Genomic DNA, 25628 nt, shown 5'->3' with positions numbered 1-25628 from the left:
TGCCCGTACGTCCTCTTCCCGTACGGGCCTGCGGGGTCCCACGCCCCTGCCGCCACCTTCCGCGAAGGAGGGTGGCGGCGGGGTTCCACCCTTCCCGCCGCGGTCAGCGGTCGTGGGTGAGAAGGGTCCTGGCCTGCTGGGCCAGCCGGGCCATGCCGAGCTCCTCGGCGCTGGCCTGCGCCCTGCGGAGCAGGCCGGCGGCCTCCACGAGGTCGCCGTCCGCGCCGCGGGCGCGTAACGCCATGGCCTGGTCGACGCGGAGGCGGGCGAGTTGGGCCGGAGCCGCGCCGGCGATCCGGATCGCCCTGCCGAACAGCCGCGACGCCTCCTCGGGTTCCCCCGCGGCCAGCGCCAGCAGCCCGCCCGCCCTGGCCCCCGGCCCCACCAGGACGGTCGGCCAGCCGGCCATGACGATGCCGTCCTCGTGCGGGGCGAGCAGCTCGCGCAGCCGCGCGGTCGTCGCGGCCAGGCCGGCCCCGGTGACCCCGGCGCGCACCAGCAGGGCGCAGGACTCCGCGAGCACCGCCACGGTCGCCGTGGTCCAGCCGTAGGGCGGCAGGGCGGCCAGGTCGTCGGTGTCGGCCACCAGCGCGGTGAGCCGGTCCACCGCCTCGTCCGTCCGCCCGGTCTCGCAGCAGGCGAGCACCAGCGCGGCCCGCCAGACCGGGAAGAAGGCGTGCCGTTCCACCAGGTCGGACACCCCGGTGTCGAACAGCTCCTCCAACCGCCCCTGCTCGCGCCGCAGCCAGTAGAACTGGCCCATCCAGGTCTGCCGCAGGGTGTCCGACGGCACCGCCAGGTCGGCCTCCAGCTTCTCCACCACCGGCAGCGCCTCGCCCAGGATCCGCTGCTCCGCGGCGGCGAACCTGCCGAGCCACAGATCGAGCAGCGAGTCCAGGGTGGTCTGCAGCCACAGGCCCAGCGGGCGGGGATGCTGGGCGATGTGCCCCCGGTGCTTCTCGATCGTGGCCACCGCGGTGTTCACCCGGCCCACCCGCAACTGGTCGATGGCCAGCGCGACCAGCGACTCGCTGCGGAAGTAGGCCGACCCGGCGCGGATGGCGTCGTCGTGCAGCCGCTCGGAGATCACCAGCAGCTCGTGCGGCGGGGCGTCGTCGTACAGCGCCCACCGGCAGTGGTTGAGCACCTCGCACCGCACCGAGGGCGCGAAGGCCGAGGTCAGCTCCGCCAGCGTACGGCGGGCCAGGTCGGCGCCGGAGCCGCGGTCGTCGCCGGGTGGCACGGTGTCCCTGCTGACCGACATGGTGGCCTTCTGCGCCAGATGGGCGCTGAGCTGGAGGCGCAGGGCCGCGGCCTGGTCGCCGTCGTCGCCGGCCAGCCCTTCGATGCTGGTCCTGAGCACGTGCGCGAGCTGGCGGTCCACCTGGCCGGGGTCGGACCAGCGGCGGGCGAGCTGGATCGCCGCGGCGGCGCGGAACCGCGGCAGCTCGCCGGCGGCCTCGTAGGCGCTGAGGTAGTGCCGGCCGGCCGCGTTCATGTCGCCGGCGTCGTTGGTGGCGTCGCCGAGGGTGATCAGCAGGCCGACCCGGGTCGCCGGGTCCGAGCGCAGCCGCAGGCCCTCCTCCGCCCAGGCGGCGGCGGCCGCGGGCCCGAAGCCGCGCTGCTCGGCGCGGGCCGCCTCCAGGCACGCCCTGGCGGCGCGCTCCTGCGGGACCTCCGCGCCCGCGGCGCGCGCGTGCCTGGCGACCCGCACCGGCAGCGCCGGATCGACCCAGTCGGCCGCGTGCGCCTGCTCCTCCAGCAACTCGAACGCCCCCCGGTGCAGCCGTCGGGACAGCGCCGGCTGCCGGGCCAGGTCGGCGAGCACCTTCTCCCGCCACGCGTCGTGCCGGAACCGCACCCCGTCGCGCAGCTCGACCGCCCGCGAGGCCACCGCGGCGACCTCCATGGCGTCGGCCTCGGCCTCGTCCAGGCCGAGCACCCGGGCCACCAGCGCGGTGTCGATCTCCTGGCCCACGCAGGTGATCGCGGCGGCGGCCAGCCACTCCAGCGGCCCGCCCGCGCCCGCCTCCGTCGAGGGCCCCGGCAGCACGGCGAGCGAGCCGTCCGACTCGGCCACCTCGCACAGCGCCAGCGGCATCCCGCCGGAGTCACGGTAGATCTCGGCCAGCTCCTCCAACGTCGGGTCGCGCTGCCACACCGCGCGCAGCCACTGGCCGACCTCGTCCTCGTCCAGCGGGCTGAGCGCGAGCGGCGCGGCGCCCTCCCTGCCCAGGCCGGTGGCGGACTCCATCTCCGGCCGCCCGGCGAGGACGAAGCCGAGCGGGACGCCCGCCAGGTCGGCGCGGACCCTGCGCAGCAGGTCCAGGGCGACCGGGCTGAGCAGGTGGGCGTCGTCGATCACGACGACGAGCCCGCCGCCCCTGGCGGCCTGGCTCAGCAGCGCGCGGAACAGCGAGCCGAGCTGCCGGGGGTCGCGCTCGCGACCGGGCCTGGCCAGCGACCCGTCGTCGGCGGCGGAGACGAAGTCGACCAGCGTGCGCTCCTCGGCGTGGCTGAGCGGGCTGGGCCCGCCCGCGACGTCGCGGCGCGCGTGCGCCCACAGCGTCCCGGCCAGCACCCGCCACGGCTGCAGGTCGCCGACCGGCCGGCAGGTGACGACCGCCGTGCTCAGCCGCCGGTCCGCGGCCATCCGGGAGATCTCGCCGACCAGCCGGGTCTTGCCGACGCCGGCCACGCCGGTGAGCGCCAGCGCCGCGGGCGCGCCGCCCGCCACCCGGTCCAGCAGCCCGCCGATCGCGGTGATCTCGCCGCGGCGGCCGATCGTCGTGGCGGGGCTGCCCGCGGGGGGACGGCCCGGCGCCGGGCTCAGCGGATGGTGCACGTCGAAGTGGTGGTCGTGCAGGATCAGCAGGTCGTCGGCCCGCTTGACCAGGTCGTCGTAGCCGGTCCGCTCGCGGCGCCAGGCGATGGCGGCCTCCGCGGCGACGGGCCCCTCGTCCCGCAGGGTCGTCAGGAAGCGCATGAGCCACAGGGCGTCGCCGGGGTCCTGGTCGTCGCCGACCGGCCCGGCGTCCAGGAAACCGGCCGCCTCGTAGTCGCCGGAGCGCAACGCGATCTGCGCGGCCCCGCGCACCAACTCGGCGCGCTGCCGCTGCAACTGCTCGGCGTACCTGTCGCAGACCCACGGCAGGGCGAGCGGCCTGCCCGCCGAGGCGAAGGGCGTCCCGCGCCAGTCGGCCGCGGCCAGCCGGAAGCACTCCAGCGCGCGGCAGTACACCCCCGCCGCGACCGCCTCCCTGCCCTCGCGGACCCGCGCCTCGAACCGGTAGGCGTCCACCTGCTCCGGCGGCTCACCCGAGGTGATGTCGCGCAGCAGATACTCCCCGGACTCCTTGGCGGAGCTGAGCGCCAGCCCGGCCTGGCCGAGTTTCTTGCGTAATCGGGAGATGACCGGCGACAGGCGGTCGCTGTCCCCCCTGGCGTCGTCGAGCACCCAGCCGAGCAGCGTCTCCCTGCGCACCGGATGCCTGCCGGAGGCGATCAGGATGGCCAGGACCCTCGCCTCCTGGGGAGGAAGCCGTTGCGCCTCGCCGTCCACCACGATGTCGACTCCGCCGAGCACTCGGATCTCGAAATCAGCCACGTGCACCGCCATGCAGCTCGAATGGTCTGACCTGTCGAAACCCTGGCCCCCGCAAGGTCATTGCAAGGATATCCCTCCACATTAGGGCGCGAAGTGGAACTTGGTTCCAATCGGTGACCGATGCGCACAGGGTGGACCCAGCACGTGTTGACCAGCGACGAGATCATCCGGGCGGTGGAGCAGCGATCCCGGGAGGACGCCGACTACCGGCGCGAGCTCGCGCACGCCCTTCGCCGCCGGGACGAGCTGGAGCTGGAACGCCTGATCAAGAACGCCGTGCTCAAGATGCTGGGCATCCCGGTGGAGGTGACCTTCGAGGTCATCAGGGAGATCCGGCGCCGCCTGCGCGGCTGAGCGGCGGCCCCCCCGGGGAGGTCGTCGCCGGGGGCGCCGGTTGCGCGGTGGTCACTCGGGGAGGGCGTGGTCCTGAGTACCGGTTGCGCGGTGGTCGCGCGGGCAGGCCGTGGTCCGGGGTGGCGGTTGCGCGACGGTCAGTCGGGGAGGCCGTGGTCCGGGGTGGCGGAGGCGAGGCGGTAGAGCAGTTCCGGGCGGCCCACGCCGCCGTACTGCGGGACCCGGGCGGCGGTGCCGGTCTCGACGAGGTGCTCCAGGTAGCGCCGCGCGGTCACCCTGGACACGCCGATGGCCGAGCCGACCGCCTGCGCGGGCATACCCTCGGGCGACCCGCGCAGCTCCCTGACCACCGCCTCCATCGTGGCCTGCGTCATCCCCTTGGGCAGCGGCGACTTGGCGGTGTCGCGGAGCAGGGCGAGCGCCCGGTCCACCTCGCCCTGGCCGCTGACCTCGCCCGCGCCGTCCACCGAGGAGCGGAAGCTCGCGTAGAGGCGCAGCTTCTCCTGCAGCGCGGCGAAGGTGAAGGGCTTGAGCAGGTACTGCACGACCCCCACGGAGACCGCCGAGCGCACCACCGACAGGTCCCTGGCCGAGGTGACCGCGATGACGTCGCTGAGCACCCCGGCCGCGCGCATCGCCCGGCACACGTCGAGCCCGTGCATGTCGGGCAGGTAGAAGTCGAGCAGCACCAGGTCGGCGGGCTGCTTGCGGAGGACGCGCAGCGCCTCCCCGCCGGAACGGGTCACGCCGACGACCCGGAACCCGGGCACCCGTTCCACGAAGAGCCGGTTCCCCTCGGCGGTGATCTCCTCGTCCTCGACGATCAGTACCGAGATCATGTGACCGCCCTCCCCCCGGCCCCCTGCCCGCTGACCCGCCCGTCGTCCTGCCCGGCGCCCTGTCCGGCGCCCTGTCCGGCGGCCGGCTGGGCGGCGGGCCGCGCCGTGGCGCGGGGCAGCGGCAGCCGTACGGTGAACACCGCGCCGCGCCCGGCGCCCTCCCCACCCGGCGCACCCGCGCCCGGACGATCCGGGTCACCGACGGGGGCGGTGGTGCCGACCTCGATGGTGCCGCCGAGGCGGCGGACGGTCTGGCCGACCATGGCAAGGCCGAGGCCGCGGCCGTCGCCCTTGGTGGTCCACCCGCGGCGGAAGGCGTCCTTGGCGGCCTGCTCGCCGAGGCCGGGGCCGCTGTCCTCGACCCTGATCAGGATCTCGCCGCTCACGCCGTCGCCGCTCAGGATCTCGCCGGGCACGCCGTCGCCGCCTGCGGGACGCGGCCCGGCGGGCTGCCCGCCGCCGCGCAGATGGACGCGGACCCGGGCGGGCGGTCCCGCGCCCACGGCGGCGTCGATGGCGTTGTCGATCAGGTTGCCGACGACGGTGACCAGGTCGCGCTGGTCCAGGCCGATGTCGTCCAGCTCGCTGTCCGGCGTGATGGACAGCTCCACGCCGCGTTCGCTGGCCTCGGCCGTCTTGCCGAGCAGCAGGGCGGCGAGGACGGGTTCGCGGACCGCGCCGACGACCCGGTCGGTGAGCTGCTGGGCGGCGTGCAGCTCGGAGGTGGCGAAGGCCACGGCCTGCTCGGTACGGCCCAGCTCGACCAGGGTGACGACGGTGTGCAGCCGGTTGGCGGACTCGTGCGCGGCGGAACGGAGGGACTCGGCGAAGCCGCGTACGGCGTCGAGCTGGCCGCTGAGCGCCTGGAGCTCGGTGTGATCGCGCAGCGTCACCACGAAGCCCAGCCGGCGGGCGCCGGAACGCACCACGGCCATGTTCACCACCAGCACCCGTTCCTGGGTGAGATGGATCTCGTCCGTGCGGTCCTCGCCCGCCGTGAGCAGGTCGGTGAGGGAGCGCGGCAGCGGCAGGCCGGCGACGTGCCTGCCCTCGGCGTCCGGCGGCAGGCCGAGCAGGTCCCGCGCGCCGTCGTTGCACAGCGTGAGCCGGCGCTCGGCGTCGATGAGCAGCAGTCCCTCGCGCACGGCGTGCAGGATCGCGTCGTGGTGCTCGTAGATCCGGCCGAGTTCGGCGGCGGCCAGCCCGTGCGTCTGGCGGCGCAGCCGGGTGCCGACGAGTACCGCCCCGGCGCCGCCCACGGCCAGGCCGATCAGCGCGGCCACCGCCGCCATGCCGAGCTGCGCGCGCAGCCGTGCGCTGATCGTGTCCACGGTGATCCCGGCGCTCACCAGGCCGCGCACGCCCCCGTCCGGGGCGAGGACCGGGGTGACGGCGCGGACGGACAGGCCGAGGGTGCCCGAGTAGGTCTCGGTGAAGGTGTGCCCCGCCAGGGCCGGCGCGGTGTTGCCGAGGAAGGGCTTGCCGATCTCGGCCGGGTTGGGGTGGGTGTACCTGCGGCCCCGCGGGCTCATGATGGTGACGAAGTCGACGCCGGCCTGCCGGCGGATGCGCTCGGCGTACGGCTGCAGCGTCTTCGTCGGGTCGGGCGTGGCGAGCGCGGTGAGCACCGAGGGGGAGTCGGCCACGCTGATCGCCACGCCCATCGCCACCCGCGACGCCTCCTCGGTGAGCAGGTCGCGGGTGTGCAGGAGGGTGAAGAAGGAGCTGCCGGCCACGGTGACCCCGACGACGACGATCTGCAGCGCCAGCATCTGCCGTGCCAGGCTCCAGCCGCTGAGCCGGAATGTCCTCGCCATCTCACTTCTCCCACTGACATTTTTGCGATGAACGAAATGTACGCAATGGTGACCTGGCCCACACTGGCGGCGCATAGTCACTCGACTGAACTTTCTTCTTGACCAGAACAGGGGAGTCGAGTGACGACACCCACACCCACGTCCACACCCGAACAGCCCCGGCGCAGGGACAGGACGCACTACCTGTACCTTGCGGTCATCGTCGCGGTGCTGGCCGGAATCACGGTGGGCCTGCTCGCCCCGGACCTCGGCGTCGCCCTCAAGCCGCTCGGCGACGCCTTCGTCAACCTCATCAAGATGATGATCAGCCCGATCATCTTCTGCACCATCGTCCTGGGCATCGGCTCGGTCGCCCAGGCGGCGAAGGTGGGCAAGGTGGGGGGTCTGGCGATCGGATACTTCCTGCTCATGTCCACCATAGCCCTCGCCATCGGGCTGGTCGTCGGGAACGTGCTGCACCCGGGGGAGGGGCTGCAGCTCACCGACGAGCTCCGCAAGGCGGCCGAGGAGCAGGCGGCCAAGGGCGGGGAGAGCGACACCGTCACGTTCCTCCTCGGCATCATCCCGACCACGCTGGTCTCCGCCTTCACCGAAGGGCAGGTGCTGGAGACCCTGCTGGTCGCCCTGCTCGCGGGCTTCGCCCTGCAGGCCATGGGCGACAAGGGCGCGCCGATCCTGGCCGGCATCGGGCACATCCAGCGCCTCGTCTTCCGCATCCTGTCCATGATCATGTGGGCGGCTCCGGTGGGCGCGTTCGGCGCGATGGCCGCCGTGGTGGGCGCCACCGGCGTGGGCGCGCTGATCAGCCTCGGCGTGCTCATGGTGGGCTTCTACGCCACCTGCCTGGTGTTCGTCTTCCTGATCCTCGGGCCGCTGCTCTGGTCGGTGGCCAGGATCAGCCTGTTCGCCCTGCTGCGCTATCTGGGCAGGGAGTTCCTGCTGATCCTGTCCACCTCCTCCTCGGAGTCGGCGCTGCCCAGGCTGATCGCGAAGATGGAGCACCTCGGGGTGAGCCGCCCGGTGGTCGGCATCACGGTCCCGACCGGCTACTCCTTCAACCTGGACGGCACCGCGATCTACCTGACGATGGCCACGCTCTTCGTCGCCACCGCCACCGGCGAGCCGCTGTCGCTCGGTGAGCAGGTCTCGCTGCTGGTGTTCATGATCATCGCCTCGAAGGGCGCCGCCGGGGTCACCGGCGCCGGTCTCGCCACCCTCGCCGGCGGCCTCCAGTCGCACCGGCCGGAACTGGTGGACGGCGTCGGCCTCATCGTCGGCATCGACCGCTTCATGTCCGAGGCCCGTGCGCTCACCAACTTCGCGGGCAACGCCGTGGCCACGGTGCTCATCGGCACCTGGACGAAGGAGTTCGACGCCGAGCGCGCCGGCGAGGTCCTGGCCGGGCGGATCCCGTTCGACGAGGCCACGCTGGTGGACGAACACGGCCAGAGCGGGCCGCCCGCGAAGGACAGCCCGGCGGAGGAGATGGCCAAGGCCTGAGGCCGGGGGCCGCAGCCCCCTGCTCGGCGCGGGTGCTCAGGGGCCTTCCGTACCGAGCAGGCCGGTGACGATCCGGTCGAGGGCGGCGAGGTCTCCGGCGGGCAGGGCGAGGATCACCGGCGGTGGCACGCTGAGGATCTCGTCGGCCCGCCGGGCGGCCCGCTCGCCCTCCGGCGTCACCTTGACGATCTTGGAACGGCGGTCGGCCGGGTGCACCTCCCGTGCCACCAGGCCCCGCCGTTCCAGGTCGTCCACGACCACGGTGGTGTAGGGCGCGTCGATGATCAGGTCGGCGGCCAGGTCGCGCATCGTCCGGGGCCCCGCCGCCAGCCTGCGCAGCGCCTTCACCCGGATGAAGCTCATGCCGAGCGCGTCGCAGACCTCCTTGCGGCGCTCGTGCCGTTCCAGCACCAGGGCGCGCAGCCCGCGCCACACCCTGCCCGCGGTCTCCTCGGGGCTCGTCGCCACGGTCGGCTCGGTTCTCATCTCACTCCCGCCTTCGCCTCCTCGGGGGCGAAGCCCGCCGTGACCCGGTCGGCCGTACGGCGGGCCCATCGGCCGGTGGTGGCCAGGCCGACGATCAGCACAATGAGACCGTACCCCGCGATGACCCGCCACCCCGCATGCCCGGCCTGCATGAAGCCGGCGCCCAGCCCGCCGGCCAGGCCGGAGGCCACCACCGAGCCGGAGATCGCCACGCCGAGGGCCTGGCCGGTCTGACGGCTGGTGGAGGCGATCGCGGCGGCGACGCCCGCCTGCGCGCGCGGCATGCCGGACACGGCGGTGTTGGTGATCGGCGCGTTCACCGCGCCGAGGCCGATCCCGAAGACGGCGTAGATCGCGAGGAGCCCGGTCAGCGGGGTCTGCCGCGTCACCAGCGTGAGGAGCACGCCCGCCACGGTGAAGGCCACCCCGGCGACCACCAGCGAGGGCCGCGGGCCGCGCGCCGCGACGAGCCGGCCGGACAGCGGCGAGACCACCAGCGACGTCAGCGCGGTCGGCAGCGTGCACAGCCCGGCGGCCAGCGGCGTGAGGCCGCGCTCGTTCTGCAGGTAGAGCGTGTTGAGGAAGAGGAACCCGCCGGTCGCGGCGAAGGCGCTGATCGCGATCACGGCGGCGCCGGTGAACGGCGCGCTGCGGAAGAAGCGCAGGTCGATCAGCGGTTCCTCGCGGCGTGGCTCGTAGTAGAGCAGGGCGGCCAGCACGGCGACGGCGGCGGCGAAGCAGCCCAGGATCGGCGGCGAGGCCCATCCCGCGTTCGGGCCCTCGATGATGCCGAACGTCACGGTGCCCAGCAGCAGCGCGATGAGCAGTTGCCCGACCGGGTCGATCCGGCGCGGCCGGGCGGCCTTGGACTCGGGCACGAACAGCGCGGTGAGCACGATCGCCGCGATCCCGATCGGCACGTTGATCCAGAAGATCGACCGCCAGCCCACCGGTTCCACCAGGAGCCCGCCGATCAGCGGCCCCGCCGCCATGCTGAGCCCGGCGACCGCCCCCCAGACCCCGATCGCCCTGGCCCGCTCCTTGGGCGCGGTGAACGTGTTCGTGATGATCGACATGGCCACCGGGTTGAGCATCGAGCCGCCGACGGCCTGGATCATCCGGAACACCACCAGCCAGCCGAGGCTGGGGGCCATGCTGCACAGCAGTGAGCCGAGGGAGAACACCACGAGCCCGGTCTGGAAGGTGCGCCGCCGGCCGATCCTGTCCCCGGTCGAGCCGGCCAGCATCAGCAGGGCGGCCAGCACCAGCGTGTAGGCGTCGATGGTCCACTGCAGGCCGGACAGCGGCGCGTTCAGGTCCCGGGCGAGGGTCGGCAGCGCGACGTTGACGATCGTGTTGTCGAGACCCACGATGAACAGGCTCATGCAGCAGATCGCGAGGACGAGCAGACGCCGGCCGCGGCTGAGCTCGTTCATGGGTGCTCCCGTCAATTAGTTGTACGACTACAACCAACTGTCGATTCTACTTCGTCCGTTATGCGGGCTTTCGCCGGTGTTCGGGGTGGATGTGGCTCATGGGGCTTCTGCGGCCGGCGGGAGGGCGGTGACCGGGCCGGGGCCGGTTGCCCGGGTGTGAACCGGCGCGCCCCGGCCATATTCCTCACGGACAGTGTCCGATCTCACAGTGGGCGGACGCTCGCCGAGGAGAAGGCCGGGCTGCGCGTGGCGGACACGCCCCGGCAGGCCGCGCGGGACGCCGACGTGGTGGGGCGCCGGTCAGGGGCTTCGAGCGCGAGGACTTCGCGGTGATCTACCGCGTCCTGGCGGGCGCGGCCGGCCGCGCCGGGTGATCCGGGAGAATTTTCGCGCGGACCCGTCGGAGAAGGGGCCTCCCGGGCGATGGAGGGGTGTGGAACGACCCGTGGGCGTGGAACCGGACCCCGGGCACGCGCTGCTCGACCTCTACGAGGAGGCGCTGCCCCAGGTCTACGGTTACCTGCTCGCACGCTGCCGGCGGCGCGCGCTGGCCGAGGACCTCACGGCGGAGACCTTCCTGGCCGCCGTCGAGGCGGTCCGGCGCGCGCCGCCGCCCCGGCTCACCGTGGCGTGGCTGGTCGGCGTGGCGAGGAACAAGCTGGTGGACCACTGGCGGCGGGCCGAGCGAGAGGAGCGCGGGTTGCGGCTCGTCGGGAGCTCGTGGCACGACGGCTTCGAGGACCCCTGGGACGAGCGGCTCGACGCGCTGCTCGCCCGCGAGGTGCTCGCCGCACTCGGCCCGCACCACCAGGCGGTCCTGACCCTGCGCTACCTCGACGGGCTGCCCGTGCCGGAGATCGCCGAATGCCTCGGCAGGACCGTGCACGCCACGGAGGCCCTGCTGGTCCGCGCCCGCAGGTCGTTCCGCTCGGCCTACGACGAGAGGAAGGAGGACCCCGATGCGTGACCCCTTCGAGGCCCTCCGCGAGGACGTCGTCCCGGTCGAACCCGACCCGGGGTTCGCGGCGCGGCTGCGCGAGCGGCTGGAACGCGCCGTGCTCGACCCCACCCGCGACTGGAGGAGTGAGAACATGACCACCGCCACCCGGCTCAGGCAGGGCGACATCGGCTTCGCGTCGCTGTGGGTCCCGGACGCGGACCGCGCCGCGGCCTTCTACCGGGAGGTCCTCGGCTGGCGGTACGCGCCGGACGGCCAGGACCTGCGGATCGAGGAGGTGACCCCCGGGCTCGCCATCCGGGGCGGCGAGGAGCACCGAGGGCTCTTCCTCGGCTACGTCGTGGACGACGTGACGCGGGCGGCCGAGCGGGTCCGCCGCGCGGGCGGCCGGGCCGGGGAGCCGGCGCGCGAGCCGTACGGGCTGGCCGTGCGGTGCGAGGACCGGCAGGGGCTGCCGTTCGCGGTGTACGAGCCCGCGGCGGAGGCGCGCGCGGCGGCGGAGCCGCGACCGGGGGAGGTGTGCTACCTCACCATCGACCTGGTGGACGCCGCCGAGGCCAGGGAGTTCTACGGGGCGGTGCTCGGCTGGGAGTTCGTCCCGGGAAGCGTGCCTGACGGCTGGGCGGTGCGGACGGGCGGCGCGGAGGTGCGGCCGATGACCGGGCTGTGGGGCGGCAGGGAGCGGTCGGTGGCCGTGCCCATGTACTCGGTGGCCGACATCGGGGCCGCGGTCGCCAGGGTCAGGGAACTCGGCGGCACCGGCACCGACCCGCAGGGCCGGCCGTACGGGATCGAGGCCCGGTGCCTGGACGACCAGGGGACCCCGTTCTACCTGGGACAGCTCGGCGGCTGACCCGGCGCGGCGCGGCGCGGCGGATATTGGCTGGCGAAGACCCCCGGCGGCTTGCCTATCCTTGCGGAGGGCGGTCGCGTGTCGTGCGGCGGCCAGAAAGCGACCATGGGAACGTCTCCGTTGAACTCTCCGCTCGATGACCTGCGAGCACGCCTGTCCGAGCTCACCCTGCGCGACCAGCGGCGGCTGCGCCGCCGCCTCGAAGGGGCGCGCAAGGTGCGCAGCCGTGCCGCGCAGCAGAAGATCGCCGCGGAGATCGCGGCCGACACCGAGGCGGCGGAGCGGCGGGTCGAGGCCCGCCGCTCCGCCGTGCCGCGGGTCAGCTACCCCGAGGCGCTGCCGGTCAGCCGGCGCAAGGACGACATCATGGCCGCGATCCGCGACCACCAGGTGGTGATCGTCGCGGGGGAGACCGGCTCGGGCAAGACCACCCAGCTGCCCAAGATCTGCCTGGAGCTGGGCCGGGGCGTCAAGGGCCTGATCGGGCACACCCAGCCGCGCCGCATCGCCGCCCGCACGGTGGCCGAGCGGGTGGCCGAGGAGCTCGGCACCGAGGTCGGCCACGCCGTCGGCTACAAGGTGCGCTTCACCGACCACGTGAGCGACACCACCCTGGTCAAGGTCATGACGGACGGCATCCTGCTGGCCGAGCTGCAACAGGACCGGATGCTCGACCAGTACGACACGCTGATCATCGACGAGGCGCACGAGCGCAGCCTCAACATCGACTTCATCCTCGGCTACCTGAAACAGTTACTGCCCAGACGGCCGGACCTCAAGGTGGTCATCACCTCCGCGACCATCGACCCCGAGCGGTTCTCCCGGCACTTCGGCGACGCGCCGATCATCGAGGTGTCCGGCCGGACCTACCCGGTCGAGGTGCGTTACCGGCCGATCGAGGAGGAGCAGGAGGACCAGATCCAGGCGATCTCCGACGCGATCGACGAGCTGTGCGCCGAAGGTCCCGGGGACATCCTGGTCTTCCTCAGCGGCGAGCGGGAGATCCGCGACACCGCCGACGCGCTGACCAAGCGGCAGCTGCGCGGCACCGAGATCCTCCCGCTCTACGCCCGGCTGTCCGCCGCCGAGCAGCACAGGGTCTTCCAGCGGCACTCCGGCCGGCGCGTCGTGCTCTCCACGAACGTCGCGGAGACCTCGCTCACGGTGCCCGGCATCAAGTACGTCGTGGACCCCGGGTTCGCCCGCGTCTCCCGCTACAGCCACCGGACCAAGGTGCAGCGGCTGCCCATCGAGGCGATCTCCCAGGCGTCCGCCAACCAGCGCAAGGGCCGGTGCGGCCGAGTCTCCGACGGCATCTGCATCCGCCTCTACTCCGAGGAGGACTTCCTCGGCAGGCCGGAGTTCACCGACCCGGAGATCCTGCGCACCAACCTCGCCTCGGTCATCCTGCAGATGACCTCGATCGGCCTCGGCGACATCTCCGCCTTCCCCTTCGTCGAGCCGCCGGACCAGCGGCAGGTCAAGGACGGCGTCAACCTGCTGCAGGAGCTCGGCGCGTTCGACGCCGAGCGGAAGCTCACCCCGTTGGGTCGCAAGCTGGCCACGCTGCCGGTGGACCCGCGGCTGGCCCGCATGGTGCTGGAGGCCGACAGGAACGGCTGCGTGCGCGAGGTCATGGTGATCGCCGCGGCGCTGTCCATCCAGGACCCGCGCGAGCGCCCGGCCGACAAGCAGCAGGCCGCGGACGAGAAGCACCGGCGCTTCGCGGACAAGGAATCCGACTTCGTCACCTATCTCAACCTGTGGAACCACCTCCAGGAGCAGCAGCGCGAGCTGTCCTCCAGCCAGTTCCGCCGGCTGTGCCGTACCGACTTCCTCAACTACCTGCGGGTCCGCGAGTGGCAGGACGTCTACGGACAGCTGCGGCAGATGTCCAAGTCGCTCGGCGTCACGCTCAACAGCGTCCCCGCCGACCCGCAGAAGGTGCACGTGTCGCTGCTGTGCGGCCTGCTGTCCCAGATCGGCGTCAAGGACGTGGTGGACAGGAAGGGCCCGCAGGACGGCCAGCGGCGGCCTTTGCAGGAGTACATCGGCGCGCGCAACGCGCACTTCGCGATCTTCCCGGGTTCGGCGCTGGCCAGGAAGCAGCCGCAGTGGGTGATGTCCGCCGAACTCGTGGAGACGTCCAGGCTGTGGGCCAGGGTCAACGCCAAGATCGAGCCGGAGTGGATCGAGCCGCTCGCCCAGCACCTGGTCAAGCGCACCTACTCCGAGCCGCACTGGGAGAAGTCGCAGGGCGCCGTGGTGGCCTACGAGAAGGTCACCCTGTACGGCGTGCCGATCGTGGTGCAGCGCAAGGTCAACTACGGCCGGATCGACCCCGAGCTCAGCCGCGAGCTGTTCATCCGGCACGCCCTGGTGGAGGGCGACTGGGACACCCACCACGCCTTCTACCGGGAGAACCGCAAGCTGATCGACGAGGTCGGGGAGCTGGAGGAGCGGGCCCGACGCCGCGACATCCTGGTGGACGACGAGACCCTCTTCGACTTCTACGACCGGCGCGTGGACGAGGAGGTGGTGTCCGGCCGGCATTTCGACGCCTGGTGGAAGAAGGCCAGGCTGACCCAGCCCGACCTGCTCAACTTCGAGAAGTCGATGCTGATCAGCGAGCACGTGGGGGAGATCAGCGAGAGCGACTACCCCGACAGCTGGCGGCAGGGCGGGCTGCGCTTCCCGCTGACCTACCAGTTCGAGCCGGGTACCGACGCCGACGGCGTCACCGTGCACATCCCGATCTCGCTGCTCAACCAGGTCTCCGAGGACGGCTTCGAGTGGCAGATCCCCGGCCTGCGGCAGGAGCTGGTCACCGCGCTGATCCGGTCGCTGCCGAAGAACCTGCGCCGTAACTTCGTGCCCGCCCCCGACTACGCCCGGCGGGTGCTGGAGCGGGTGCAGCCGCGCCGCGAGCCGCTGTTCGAGGCGCTGGAGCGGGAGCTGCTCGAACTCACCGGCACCCGGCCGGGGCGCGACGACTGGCAGCCCGGCCTGGTGCCCGAGCATCTGCGGATCACCTTCCGGGTGGTGGAGGGCAAGAAGACGCTGGCCGAGGGTGAGGATCTCGCCGAGCTGAAACGGCGGCTGGCGCCCCGGCTGCGGGCCACCCTGGCGAAGGCCGGCGGCGGCCTGGAGCGCACCGGGCTGCGCGGCTGGGAGGTGGGCACACTGCCCAGGACGTTCGAGCAGCGCAGGATGAAGGCGTATCCCGCGCTCGCCGACGAGGGCGACAGCGTGGCCGTGCGGATGTACGAGACGGAGTCGGAGCAGCGCAGGGCCATGTGGGCGGGCACCCGCAGGCTCGCGCTGCTGGGCAGCCCGTCGCCGGCCAAGTGGGTGCTGGGCAAGCTCGGCAACCAGGCGAAGCTGGCGCTCAGCCGCAGCCCGCACCAGGGCGCGAGCGCGCTGTTCGACGACTGCATCGCGTGCGCGGCCGACAAGCTGATCGCCGACGCCGGCGGCCCCGCCTGGGACGAGGAGGGTTTCCGGCGGATCCAGGACCACGTGCGCGCGGAGCTCTTCGACACCACGCTGGACGTGGTCACCCGGGTCGAGGGCATCCTGACCGTCTGGCACGGCATCGGCGCCACCCTGGCCGAGATGCGGCCGGGCCCCGCGGTCGAGGATGTCCGGGACCAGGTGGGCAGGCTCGTCTACCCCGGGTTCGTCACCGGCACCGGGCTGCGCCGCCTCCCCGACCTCTCCCGGTACCTGCGGGCCGCCGAGCGCCGCCTGGCCAAGCTGCCCGAGGACCCCTACCGGGACGAGGACCGGATGCTCGAGTTCCACCGGACCGAGGACGAGTACCACGAGCTGCTCGACCGGCTCCCCCCGGCCAGGCGGGCCGACGACGACGTCACCGAGATCCGCTGGATGCTGGAGGAGCTCAGGGTCAGCTACTTCGCGCAGACCCTCGGCACGCCCTATCCCGTCTCCGACAAGCGCATCCGCCGGGCGATCGAGAAGCTCGGCTGAGCGGGCGCGGTTTCCCGGTGCGGAGGGGCCGATCATAGGGTGGTCCCGGTGCGGGCTCGACCTCGGGAGGTTCTGTGATCAAGGCGCTGGTGTTCGACGTGGGCGAGACGCTGATAGACGAGACCAGGATCTGGTCCCGGTGGGCCGATCGGCTCGGCGTGCCGAGGGGCACCATGCTCGGGCTGATCGGCGCCATGGCGGCCCTGGACCGGCCGCACGGCCACGCGCTGCGCCTGGTCCGCCCGGACTTCGACCTGGAGGCGGAGTTCGAGGCGTGGCGGAACGACGAGCCGAGCGGCCTGCGGGAGAACTTCGACGCCGACGACCTCTACCCCGACGTCCGGGACTCGCTGGCCGCCCTGCGCGAGGCGGGATACCAGCTCATCGTGGCGGGCAACCAGCCGCCGCAGGCCGCGGGCGCGCTCAAGGCGATGGCGCTGCCGGTGGACGCGATCCACACCTCGGCCGAGTGGGAGGTGGAGAAGCCGGAGCCGGCCTTCTTCGCCAAGGTCGCCGCGGTGGCCGGGCGGGAGCCCGCCGAGATCCTCTACGTGGGTGACCGGCTCGACAACGACGTGCTGCCCGCCGGCCGCGCCGGCATGCGGACGGCGTTGCTCCGCCGTGGCCCGTGGGGCTACCTGCACGCCGAGCGCCCGCAGGCCGCCGAGGCAGACCTCGTCATCGACGGGCTCGCCGACCTGCTCCCCGCCCTGCGGGCCCTGGCCGCGGGCGGCTGACCGGTTCTCCCCGGAGTCCGGGGACGGGCGGGCCCGCGCGGGTGCGGCATGTCCCGCGCGGGCGGGTTCCGCGTGGCCGCGCGGGACCCGTGCCCTTCCCGGAGGTCGTGGCGGGGCCGGTCAGCTCGCGGTCTGGTTCACGGCCGCGCCGGCGGCGGGCTTCTCGCCGGTGGAGAGGTCGAGGTCGCGGGTCTCCGGGGCGATGGCCAGGCCGACCACGGTGAGCGCGAGGCAGCCCAGCACGTACAGCGAGATCGACGTCGTGGAGCCGGTGGCCTCCAGCAGGGCGACGGCGATGATGGGGGCGAGCGCGCCGCCGAGCACGCCGGCGATCTGGTAGCCCATCGAGGCCCCGCTGTAGCGCAGCCTGGTGCTGAAGAGCTCGGCGATGAACGCCGCCTGCGGGCCGTACATCAGCGCGTGGGTGAGCAGGGCGACGACGGCGGCGAGCGTGATCAGGAGCGTGGAGCCGGTGTCGATCAGCGGGAAGAAGACGAAGACCCAGACGCCCGCGGACACCGCCCCGGCCAGGTAGATCGGCCGCCTGCCGTACCGGTCGGACAGCGCGCCGAACACCGGGATCAGCACGAGCTGGCACGCGGAGCCGATGAGCACGGCGTTGAGGCCGACGGTGCGGTCCAGGCCGAGGGTGCCCGAGACGTACTGCACGATGTAGAGGGCGAAGATGTAGAACGCGACGTCCACGCCGATCCGCGAGGCGATCGCGGACAGCAGGGCGCGCGGGTGCGACCGGATGACGTCGAGCACCGGCATCTTGGCCTTCTTGCTGGACTGCTCGACCTCGACGAAGAGCGGCGACTCGGCGATGCGCAGCCGGATCCACAGCCCGACCACGACCAGCACGCCGGACAGCAGGAACGGCACCCGCCAGCCCCACGACAGGAACGCGTCGTCCGAGAGCGTGACGGACATCACACCGAGCATCGCGGCGGCGAGGAGGTTGCCCGCGGGCACCCCGACCTGCGGCCAGCTCGCGTTCAGGCCGCGTTTCGCCGGGTCGCCGTGCTCGATGGACATCAGGACGGCGCCGCCCCACTCGCCGCCGAGGCCGAGGCCCTGCAGGAAGCGGAGTATGACCAGCAGCAGCGGCGCGGCGATGCCGAGGGTGGCGTAGCCGGGCAGCAGGCCGATCAGGAACGTCGAGACGCCCATGATCAGCAACGTGATGACCAGGATGTTCTTCCGGCCGACGCGGTCGCCGAAGTGGCCGAAGACGATGCCGCCCACCGGCCGGGCGACGAACCCGACCGCGTAGGTGGTGAAGGAGAGGAAGGTCGCGGTCAGCGGTTCGAAGGTGGGGAAGAACAGCTTGCCGAAGACGAGGGTCGCGGCGGTGCCGTAGAGGAAGAAGTCATACCACTCGAGGGACGTGCCGATGAGGCTGGCGGTGATCACCCGCCGTGCCTGGCGCTCGGAGCCTGCCATGTTCGCTCCTGCCGAAGGGGGGATTTCCTTCAACATAAGGATCGTTCAACAATTCCACAAGTGCTTTGTGGGATGGTTTGATTCTCGTATGGACGACGTCGCGGATCTCGAACGTGAACGTGACCGTCTCGGCCGCAGCAGCACCGCCGAGCGGGTCGCCGACATCCTGCGCGAGCGCATCGCGGAAGGGTTCTTCGCCCCCGGGCAACGCCTGTCCGAGGAGTCGATCGGGACGGCCCTCGGCGTCTCGCGGAACACGCTGCGCGAGGCGTTCCGGCTGCTGTCCCACGAACGGCTGCTCACCCACCGGCTCAACCGCGGCGTCTTCGTCCGCATGCTGTCGGTGGAGGACGTGGGCGACCTCTACCGGGTGCGCAGGGTGATCGAGGGCTCCGCCGTACGGCATGCCCGCCCCGAGGCGCTCGGGGCCATGCGGGAGGCGGTGGAGGACGGCGAGCTGGCCGCGCGGGAGGGCCGGTGGCGCGAGGTCGGCACCGCGAACATCCGGTTCCACCAGGCGCTCGCCGCGCTCAACGGCAGCAAGCGGCTCGACGACATGATGCGGCAGCTCCTGGCGGAGCTGCGTCTCGTCTTCCACGTGATGCGCAACCCGCGCTCGTTCCACGAGCCGTTCGTGACCAGGAACAGGGAACTGCTCACGCTGATGGCCGCGGGCGAGCTGGACAAGGCGGAGCGGCAGCTCGCCGGCTACTTCGACGACGCGGAGGCGTTACTCGTGGAGGCGTACCGCCCGCAGGAGTGAGGGCCGGGAGGGTGGGCCGTGTCCCGGTGTCAGAGCGGGTGCGTGGTGCGGCCGGGGGCTCCGGCGTGCAGGCGGAGCCGCGCGGCGTCCTGGCCGGGCGGGACGCCGAACCGGCGGCGGTACTCGCGGCTGAACTGCGACGCGCTGTCGTAGCCGACCGCGAACCCGGCGGCGGCCACGTCCTTCGACCCGCTCATGAGCAGCAGGCGCGCCTCCTGGAGGCGGATGCGCTTCTGGAACTGGATGGGCGTCATCGCGGTGACCGCGCGGAAGTGCCGGTGGAACGCCGACGTGCTCATCCCCGACATCCGGGCCAGGTCCTCGACCCGGATCAGGTCCGCGTGGTGCTCCCGGATCCACCGGAGCGCCCGGCCGATGTGCGAGAGCCGGCTGTCCGCGAGGCCGATCTGCCGGACCATCGCACCCTGCTCCCCGGTGACCAGCCGCCAGAGGATCTCCTTCTCGATCAGCGGCGCGAGCACCGGCGCGTCGGCCGGCCGGCCGAGCAGCCGGACCATCCGCACCACCGCGTCCACCAGGTCCTCCGGCGCGTCGCTCACCGCCATCCCCGGCGGCGTCCGCGGCCTGCGCCGCCCGTCACCCGCGGCCCCGGCCCCGGCGGACCCCGACTCCAGCAGCAGCGACGCGATGGCCGCGGGCCGCAGGGTGAGGCCGAAACCGAGGAAGGGACGGTCCGGGGCGGCCTGCGTGTAGTGGCCGGTGACCGGCAGGCCGACCGAGACCACCAGGTACTGGCCCGCGCCGTAGTCGTAGGTCCGGTCGCCCAGCATGAGCCGCTTCGCGCCCTGGGCGACCACGGCCAGCACGGGCTCGGCGACACCGGACGACGGCGGGGCCGGCCGGTCCGCCATCGTCAGCAGCAGGCCGTCGACGACCGGGCCCGGCCGCCCGGCGTAGCGGGCGATCAGGGCGCGCAACTCCTCCAGGGGCACGCTCGATTCAACCACGTCCCGCCGAAGTCGCCAGGATCGTGCAAGAGAGCGGCAGGATCGATCTAACGTTCGCGCAGGTCATCGCGGTTTACTCGACAGGTCGCTGTCCATCCCTGATGTACGGGAGCACGAACATGCCACTCGATTCCTACGTCGGCCTCGGCAGCTCCGGGCTCAAGGTGAGCCCTTTCTGCCTGGGGGCGATGAACTTCGGCGAGGACGGCGGGACCGGCTGCGGGGTGGAGGAGTCGCAGCGGATCCTGCGGGCCTACCTCGACCACGGCGGGAACTTCGTCGACACCGCCAACCTCTACGCCAACGGCCACTCGGAGAAGATCCTCGGCGACTTCTTCGCCCGGCACCCGGGGCTGCGCGACCGCGTCGTCCTCGCGACGAAGTTCTTCGGCAATCTGCACGTGGGCGACCCCAACGGCGGCGGCGCCGGCCGCAAGGCCATCCTCTCGCAGGTGGAGGACTCGCTGCGGCGGCTGCGAACCGACTACATCGACCTGTACTGGCTGCACAACCACGACTGGTCCACGCCGGTGGAGGAGACCCTGCGGACGCTGGACGACCTCGTCACCGCGGGCAGGATCCGCTACGTGGGCTTCTCCGACACTCCGGCCTGGTTCACCGCCAAGGCGCACACCATCGCGCTGCTGCGCGGCTGGACGCCGGTCATCGCGCTGCAGATGGAGTACTCGCTGCTGGAGCGCACCATCGAGGGTGAGCTGATCCCGCTGGCGCGGGACGCGGGCATGGCGGTGCTGCCCTGGAGCCCGCTCAAGAGCGGCTATCTGTCCGGGAAGTACACCCGCGGCGCCGGGATCCCCGCGGACACCAGGCGCGCGGCGGTGCTCGGCACGCCGAGCGAGGAGCAGTACAAGGTGATCGACGCGCTCACCGCCGTCGCGGCGGAGGCCGGCGCGAGCCCGGCCGCGGTCGCCCTCTCCTGGGTGCGGGGCCGTCCCGGCGTCACCTCCACGATCATCGGACCCCGCCGGTTCGAACACCTTGAGGCGAACCTCGCCGGGCTGGAGGTGAGGCTGACCGAGGAGCAGACCGCCGTCCTGGACGAGGTGTCGGCCCCCGCGCTGAACTTCCCCGCCGAGCTCAACCGCCGGGTCGGCCCCATGCTCAAGTACGCGGGCGCCACCGTCGACGGGCAGCGGACGTCCGCCTACCCGCCCCTCGTGGAGAGCCCGACCCGTTACTGACGACGCCGCCCCGCGGTCAGGAGCGCCGCCCCGCGGTCAGGAGCGCCGGGCCGCCGGCCGGGAGGCGTCCCAGCGCACCCGGCCGCCCACCACCGTCGCCACGCACCGCCCCGGGCCGTCCTCGACCAGTGCCGTGTAGGCGCCGCGCCGGGCCCTCGCGACCTCGAACACCGCGAAGTCGGCCCGGCCGCCCGGTCCGAGCGTGCCGATCCGGCCTGGTCCCTCGTCGAGGCCCAGCGCCCGCGCCCCGCCCACCGTGGCGGCCTCCACCATGGCCCGCGCCAGCCGTTCGTCCCGCCCGTTCGCCGCCATGAAGACGCGGGCGGCGGCGAGCAGGTCGGGCTCGCCGGGCGTCGTGTGCAGCGCGACCGCGTTGCCCTCCTCGACCAGCACCGCGACGTCCTCGGGATGGGTCAGCGGGGAGAGCGCGACCGGCGCGCCGCGCAGCCGCAGCAGCTTGCGCTCGCCGGTGTCGAGACGGCCGCCGTGCGTGAGGTGCGTGTGCGGGCCGAGCACCCCCGTCTCGTCCAGCACCGTGAGCTGGTGGCCGGCCAGCTCGGCGTGCAGCCGGAGCCCGAAGGTGCGGGCCATGATCGCCAGATCCTCCAGCACGCCGGGGTCGCGGGTGTGCGCGGCGACGCCGATCGCGCGCGGCAGCGCCACCTCGCGGATCGCGGTGATCAGCCGGTCCCTGCCGGTCTCCTCCCAGGTCCGCTCGTCGGGGCAGCGCACCTCCAGGTAGGTCGCGCCGCCGAGGCCCACCACCCCGGGGTCGGCCGGGTGCTCCGCGTCGTGCGCGACGTCGCCCACCGCCACGACGCCGTGCCGGAGCAGATCGCCGGCCGCGTCCGCCGGGCGGGGCGCCCGGCCGAGGCGGGTGTGCGCGTCGACCAGGCCGGCGACGAGCATGCCGGGCCAGCGCCGCTCCCGGCCGCGGGGGTGGCGGGCCGCGAGATCCTTGCGGGTGCCGACGGCGAGCACCCTGCCGCCGCGGACCGCGACCGCGCCGAAGCGCACGGGCGGCCCGCCGATGGGCACCACCAGCGGCGCGGAATGCAGCGTCGTACCGGGTGGCGCGTGCTCGTCACGGGTCGCCATCGAGCCTCCTGTCGAGTCTGCCCCGAAGGGGGGAAAGGTGCCGATCACCCCGGCTCGCCGGGGCCCTTACTTGAGCGAGATCTCCGTGCGTGGCCGGTAACGGCCGGACAGGCGGGCCAGCTTGAGGCTCAGGTGCAGGGTCAGCCGCTCGCCGCCGTCCTTCAGGTCGGTGCCCGCCAGTTCCTCGACGCGCTGAAGCCGGTAGTACAGGGAGGTCCGGTGCAGCCGCAGCGTGCGCGAGGTCGCCACGGCGCTGCCGGCGAGGTCCAGGTAGGTCTCCAGCGTCTCCAGCAGCGGCAGGTGCTGCTCCTCAGCCAGCATGCGCTCCAGGCCGGGGTGCAGGCCGAGGGAGCCCGGCGGGAACTGCGTGAGCAGCCGGTAGACGCCGAGCCTGGCCCACTCGGCGGTGCCGCCCACCGCGGGCACCCTGGCCGCCACCTCGGCCGCCTGGAGCGCCTCGGCGTAGGACCCGGCCGCCTCGGCCAGTTGCGGGCGCGGCCGGCCGATCCCGACGACCACCGGGCAGGCGATCGCGTTGTGCACCTCCTCCGGGCGGACCGCCGTGCCGGCGGTGAGCAGCACGGCGTGGTCGTACCGGGCCAGGTGCAGCGCCGTCCGGGTGCGCCGGTCCCTGCGTACGGCGAGCAGCCCGCGTTCCATGGTCAGCCGGGTCGCCTCGTCCACCTCGGCCCCCGGCGCCAGCACCGGCCGGGCCACCAGCACGGTGACCGGCTCCGCCTGGGGGAAGCCGCCCGCCTCGATCAGCGTCCTGGCGGCCCCGGCGGCCGACCCCGGGGTGCCGCTCAGCAGCTCGGTGACCGCCTCCAGCTCCCGTTGCGAGGCGAGCCCGGTGGCCAGGCTCTCGTGGAACAGCGCGAGCGCCATGCCCGGCGCGGCCTCGGCGGCGGCGTCGACCTCGGCCGGCGACATGAGCGGACCGGCGTCGATGAACCACAGGAAGCCGAGCAGCCGCCCGCCGTGCCTGGCGGGCACGCAGACCCGGGGGAGCAGCCCGAGCCCGGGGGAGCCGGGGGTGCGCAGCGGGCCGGGCGCGGTGTGGATCCCGGCGCGGCGCAGCCAGTCGCGGACCTCGGGGGAAGTGTGCCGGCGCAGGATCGAGTCCCGGCGGATGTCGTCGAGCAGGCCGGTCTGCTCGCTGTAGGCGATGACCCGCTGGAGCCGGTCCTCCAGCACGAGGGGGCGGTTCACCCGGGACGCCAGATCGTCCACCAGGTGCTGCAGGTTCCCCGCCATGACCACCTCCGACCAGCCCATTTCAGCATTTGCCGGAAATGGAGTTGAGCATCTTCCCTACAACTGATCGATGATCTCCGTCAATAGCCCCACTAGCGTCCTTTGCGCTAGATGCCGGACACGTATGCACCCTCATGCTCGCCGTCGTGTCCCGGATCAGCTGAGAGGTGATGCCATGTCCATCCGTAAGCTGGCGAAAGTCCTCGTCGCCGCGGCCGTACTGCTTCCCGCGGGGATGACCGCGTTACCCGCCTCGGCAGAGCCGGCTCCCGCGCAGCCCGCGCCGGAGACCCCGTGGCGATATGACCACTGGCCGCAGCAGCAGCCTTGGCAGCAGGACGAGCCGGCGGTCTCGGCACTGCGGGCCAAGCCCGGCGGGCCCACTCCGATCGACCCGCAGAACTGGAAGAACCCGGACCACATGACGTGGGCCGACTACAAGAAGGTGCCCGGCACCAACTGGGCGGACCCGTCCGTCAAGGGCTCCGTGCAGACCTTCCGCGGCGCGCTGGTCCTGCTGGACTACCCCAACCAGCCCTTCGTGGTGACCCAGCCGCAGGGTTCGACGGTCTTCAAGAACCCGAGCGCCGAGGCGCACGACATCCCGCGCACCGAGGTCGCCCAGTTCTACAAGGACTTCCTGAACACCCCGGGCAAGCTGAACCGCGGCCACACCATCCACGAGTACTGGATGGAGGACTCGGGCGGCCGGTACGGCGTCGACCTGACGGCGTTCGGGCCGTACCAGATGCCCGGCAAGTCGCACGAGTACGCCATGGAGATGCAGAAGCCCGAGGACTGCCCCTCCGGCGACAACTGCAACCGCAACATCCGCACCGACGGGCGCGCCGCGTGGGTCTCCGACGTCGGCCAGGAGGTGCCCGCGGGCTTCGACTTCGTGTTCTACCTGAGCGCCGGGCAGGACGAGTCGGCCACCTGGCAGGAGTTCGGGTCGATGAAGTTCCCCACCAAGGAGGACGTCACCGACGAGTTCGGCCCGCCGGACCCGGACATGCCCAACTGGGCCGACACCCGCTACGTGGACTGGACGTCCTGGGCCGCGGCCTCGACCATCTGGCCGAACGCCGGCGGCGGCTCCTCCACCCAGGCGGAAAGCTCCGGCATGGGCACCTACGCCCACGAGCTCAGCCACATCCTGGGCATCGGCGACAACTACAACAACCCGTACGGCGTGCCGGTACGCCGGGCCTACACCGGCATCTGGGAGATGCTCAGCCGCGGCAGCTTCAACGGACCGGGCGGCCCGCACTCCCGCTGGCTGATCCCGCCGACCGCCGGCGCCTCGATGGGCGCCCAGCACATGCTGCGCAACAAGATAGACCTGCAGATGGTCGACGAGGCGAACGTGCTGCGGCTCGACCGCGCCGCGCTCGCCGACTCCGGCCTGGTCGTCGCCAAGGTCACCGCCCGCGTCGCGCAGCCCGGTCCCCGGGGCCTGTCCGGGGTGAACATCGCCTTCGGCGACGGGGACAAGAGCCCGGCCTGTAACACGCAGACCGACCCCTTCTGCGACGGCGGCGGCTACAACAACTACACCGTCGAGGTCGTCGACCGGATGGGCGCGGACTCCTTCACCCCCGACTCCGGCGTGCTGCTGGCCAAGACCAAGGACCAGGACCGGGCGCCCTTCGAGTGGGTGATCGACGCCAACCCGCAGGACATCGGCATGACCGACTACGTCCTGCCCGACGGCACGCAGGTCCCGATCACCGTCGGCGACTACCGGCAGCTCTCGGACGCGCTCTTCCACGCGGGCACCGACTCGGGCAGCGAGTTCGAGCACGTCGACGAGGCCAACCGGCTGCACTTCTACGTGCTGGACGTGCAGCGCGACAAGAAGGGCATCCTCTCCTACACCGTCGCCATCCGCTCCCTGGACGGCAAGGGCCCGCAGAAGCGCGGCGTGAGCCTGCACCCGGCGGCGGGCGTGCCCTCCGGCGACGGCTGGGCGACCTGCGACTTCCTGCTGCGCAACACCGGCAAGGCGGCCGAGGCGAACGCGGCGCACCCCGAGGACGTCAGCGCCTACCTGGGCTCCGACGTCTACCGCCTGTCGGCCACGGCCGAGTCCAAGGGATGGACCGTCTGGGTGCCCAACCAGCTCGCCACGGCGCAGTTCGGTGAGATGATCAAGGTTCCGGTGCAGATCAAGCGGGATGGCGGCAGCCACCTCGGCAAGGTCAAGCTCACCGTGACCTCCGAGGGCGACCCCTCCAAGAAGTCCACCGCGACCTGCCTCGCCGCGGGCTGACACCACCACACGCCGAGCGCCCCGCCCCGCGACCCGCGAGGCGGGGCG

General features: G+C 72.8%; 18 protein-coding genes. 9 read left to right on the top strand and 9 right to left on the bottom strand.

The window, feature by feature from the left end; genetic code table 11:
* Positions 1-103: 103 nt before the first annotated feature.
* Complete coding sequence (locus QSK26_RS14610; protein ID WP_285775647.1) at positions 104-3607, bottom strand: AAA family ATPase; 3504 nt, start codon at positions 3605-3607, stop codon at positions 104-106.
* Between the two features lie 120 nt (positions 3608-3727).
* Here QSK26_RS14610 and QSK26_RS14605 point away from each other — a divergent pair, with 120 nt between their 5' ends.
* Positions 3728-3961, top strand: a complete 234-nt coding sequence (locus tag QSK26_RS14605) for a hypothetical protein (RefSeq protein ID WP_285775646.1) — start codon at positions 3728-3730, stop codon at positions 3959-3961.
* Between the two features lie 137 nt (positions 3962-4098).
* Here the strand turns inward: QSK26_RS14605 and QSK26_RS14600 are convergent, their stop codons facing one another.
* Both QSK26_RS14600 and QSK26_RS14595 read right to left on the bottom strand, forming a co-directional pair.
* Positions 4099-4800 carry a response regulator gene (locus QSK26_RS14600; protein WP_285775645.1) on the bottom strand — a complete coding sequence of 234 codons (702 nt, stop codon included), beginning with the start codon at positions 4798-4800 and terminating at the stop codon, positions 4099-4101.
* Complete coding sequence (locus QSK26_RS14595; RefSeq protein ID WP_285775644.1) at positions 4797-6617, bottom strand: sensor histidine kinase; 1821 nt, start codon at positions 6615-6617, stop codon at positions 4797-4799. Before QSK26_RS14595 ends, QSK26_RS14600 begins: the two co-directional genes overlap by 4 nt.
* Before the next feature lie 120 nt (positions 6618-6737).
* Between QSK26_RS14595 and QSK26_RS14590 the strand changes: the two genes are divergently transcribed.
* Complete coding sequence (locus tag QSK26_RS14590; RefSeq protein WP_285775643.1) at positions 6738-8117, top strand: cation:dicarboxylate symporter family transporter; 1380 nt, start codon at positions 6738-6740, stop codon at positions 8115-8117.
* A gap of 36 nt (positions 8118-8153) precedes the next feature.
* Here the strand turns inward: QSK26_RS14590 and QSK26_RS14585 are convergent, their stop codons facing one another.
* Both QSK26_RS14585 and QSK26_RS14580 read right to left on the bottom strand, forming a co-directional pair.
* A complete protein-coding gene (locus QSK26_RS14585; protein WP_285775642.1) occupies positions 8154-8603 on the bottom strand; it encodes a MarR family winged helix-turn-helix transcriptional regulator in 450 nt (149 codons plus the stop codon).
* A complete protein-coding gene (locus QSK26_RS14580; protein ID WP_285775641.1) occupies positions 8600-10039 on the bottom strand; it encodes a DHA2 family efflux MFS transporter permease subunit in 1440 nt (479 codons plus the stop codon). The genes QSK26_RS14585 and QSK26_RS14580 overlap by 4 nt, the downstream gene beginning before the upstream one ends.
* 433 nt (positions 10040-10472) lie before the next feature.
* Between QSK26_RS14580 and QSK26_RS14575 the strand changes: the two genes are divergently transcribed.
* The 4 genes from QSK26_RS14575 to QSK26_RS14560 all read left to right on the top strand — a co-directional run bounded on the left by QSK26_RS14575 (position 10473) and on the right by QSK26_RS14560 (position 16577).
* Complete coding sequence (locus QSK26_RS14575) at positions 10473-11006, top strand: RNA polymerase sigma factor (protein ID WP_285775640.1); 534 nt, start codon at positions 10473-10475, stop codon at positions 11004-11006.
* Positions 10999-11850: a VOC family protein gene (locus QSK26_RS14570; protein WP_285775639.1), complete on the top strand. Its 852-nt coding sequence runs from the start codon at positions 10999-11001 to the stop codon at positions 11848-11850. The genes QSK26_RS14575 and QSK26_RS14570 overlap by 8 nt, the downstream gene beginning before the upstream one ends.
* A 105-nt stretch (positions 11851-11955) precedes the next feature.
* Positions 11956-15840 (top strand): ATP-dependent RNA helicase HrpA, encoded by a 3885-nt coding sequence (gene hrpA, locus QSK26_RS14565; RefSeq protein ID WP_285775638.1) that lies wholly within the window; start codon positions 11956-11958, stop codon positions 15838-15840.
* A 74-nt stretch (positions 15841-15914) separates the two neighbouring features.
* Positions 15915-16577 carry an HAD family hydrolase gene (locus QSK26_RS14560; RefSeq protein ID WP_285775637.1) on the top strand — a complete coding sequence of 221 codons (663 nt, stop codon included), beginning with the start codon at positions 15915-15917 and terminating at the stop codon, positions 16575-16577.
* A 120-nt stretch (positions 16578-16697) separates the two neighbouring features.
* Here QSK26_RS14560 and QSK26_RS14555 read toward each other — a convergent pair whose 3' ends face one another.
* Entirely contained in the window at positions 16698-18023 is a 1326-nt protein-coding gene (locus QSK26_RS14555) for an MFS transporter (protein WP_285775636.1), read from the bottom strand.
* Positions 18024-18111: 88 nt separating this feature from the next.
* Here QSK26_RS14555 and QSK26_RS14550 point away from each other — a divergent pair, with 88 nt between their 5' ends.
* The gene (locus QSK26_RS14550) at positions 18112-18786 is read left to right on the top strand and encodes a GntR family transcriptional regulator (RefSeq protein ID WP_285775635.1); all 675 of its coding nucleotides are present in this window, start codon (positions 18112-18114) and stop codon (positions 18784-18786) included.
* Positions 18787-18815: 29 nt separating this feature from the next.
* On the opposite strand, the gene QSK26_RS14545 is transcribed toward QSK26_RS14550, so the two are convergent.
* Complete coding sequence (locus QSK26_RS14545) at positions 18816-19754, bottom strand: AraC family transcriptional regulator (protein ID WP_285775634.1); 939 nt, start codon at positions 19752-19754, stop codon at positions 18816-18818.
* A gap of 119 nt (positions 19755-19873) precedes the next feature.
* Here QSK26_RS14545 and QSK26_RS14540 point away from each other — a divergent pair, with 119 nt between their 5' ends.
* Complete coding sequence (locus QSK26_RS14540) at positions 19874-20956, top strand: aldo/keto reductase (protein WP_285775633.1); 1083 nt, start codon at positions 19874-19876, stop codon at positions 20954-20956.
* Between the two features lie 36 nt (positions 20957-20992).
* On the opposite strand, the gene QSK26_RS14535 is transcribed toward QSK26_RS14540, so the two are convergent.
* Entirely contained in the window at positions 20993-22054 is a 1062-nt protein-coding gene (locus QSK26_RS14535) for an amidohydrolase family protein (protein WP_285775632.1), read from the bottom strand.
* A gap of 66 nt (positions 22055-22120) precedes the next feature.
* Positions 22121-23308 (bottom strand): PucR family transcriptional regulator, encoded by a 1188-nt coding sequence (locus QSK26_RS14530; protein ID WP_285775631.1) that lies wholly within the window; start codon positions 23306-23308, stop codon positions 22121-22123.
* A 175-nt stretch (positions 23309-23483) separates the two neighbouring features.
* Here QSK26_RS14530 and QSK26_RS14525 point away from each other — a divergent pair, with 175 nt between their 5' ends.
* Entirely contained in the window at positions 23484-25580 is a 2097-nt protein-coding gene (locus QSK26_RS14525; RefSeq protein ID WP_285775630.1) for a M6 family metalloprotease domain-containing protein, read from the top strand.
* Positions 25581-25628: the final 48 nt, after the last annotated feature.

This window comes from Microtetraspora sp. NBRC 13810, from assembly GCF_030268685.1.
GTDB lineage: Bacteria > Actinomycetota > Actinomycetes > Streptosporangiales > Streptosporangiaceae > BSRQ01.
Note: the sequence above shows the minus strand (reverse complement) of the source record. Positions and strands in the feature narration are given on the sequence as shown.

Bases quoted from the DNA above. Each gene is read 5' to 3' on its own strand.
- QSK26_RS14605 (WP_285775646.1), top strand. From the start codon at position 3,728: ATGCGCACAGGGTGGACCCAGCACGTGTTGACCAGCGACGAGATCATC.
- QSK26_RS14600 (WP_285775645.1), bottom strand. From the start codon at position 4,800: ATGATCTCGGTACTGATCGTCGAGGACGAGGAGATCACCGCCGAGGGG.
- QSK26_RS14595 (WP_285775644.1), bottom strand. From the start codon at position 6,617: ATGGCGAGGACATTCCGGCTCAGCGGCTGGAGCCTGGCACGGCAGATG.
- QSK26_RS14585 (WP_285775642.1), bottom strand. From the start codon at position 8,603: ATGAGAACCGAGCCGACCGTGGCGACGAGCCCCGAGGAGACCGCGGGC.
- QSK26_RS14580 (WP_285775641.1), bottom strand. From the start codon at position 10,039: ATGAACGAGCTCAGCCGCGGCCGGCGTCTGCTCGTCCTCGCGATCTGC.
- QSK26_RS14570 (WP_285775639.1), top strand. From the start codon at position 10,999: ATGCGTGACCCCTTCGAGGCCCTCCGCGAGGACGTCGTCCCGGTCGAA.
- hrpA (WP_285775638.1), top strand. From the start codon at position 11,956: ATGGGAACGTCTCCGTTGAACTCTCCGCTCGATGACCTGCGAGCACGC.
- QSK26_RS14555 (WP_285775636.1), bottom strand. From the start codon at position 18,023: ATGGCAGGCTCCGAGCGCCAGGCACGGCGGGTGATCACCGCCAGCCTC.
- QSK26_RS14550 (WP_285775635.1), top strand. From the start codon at position 18,112: ATGGACGACGTCGCGGATCTCGAACGTGAACGTGACCGTCTCGGCCGC.
- QSK26_RS14540 (WP_285775633.1), top strand. From the start codon at position 19,874: ATGCCACTCGATTCCTACGTCGGCCTCGGCAGCTCCGGGCTCAAGGTG.
- QSK26_RS14535 (WP_285775632.1), bottom strand. From the start codon at position 22,054: ATGGCGACCCGTGACGAGCACGCGCCACCCGGTACGACGCTGCATTCC.
- QSK26_RS14530 (WP_285775631.1), bottom strand. From the start codon at position 23,308: ATGGCGGGGAACCTGCAGCACCTGGTGGACGATCTGGCGTCCCGGGTG.
- QSK26_RS14525 (WP_285775630.1), top strand. From the start codon at position 23,484: ATGTCCATCCGTAAGCTGGCGAAAGTCCTCGTCGCCGCGGCCGTACTG.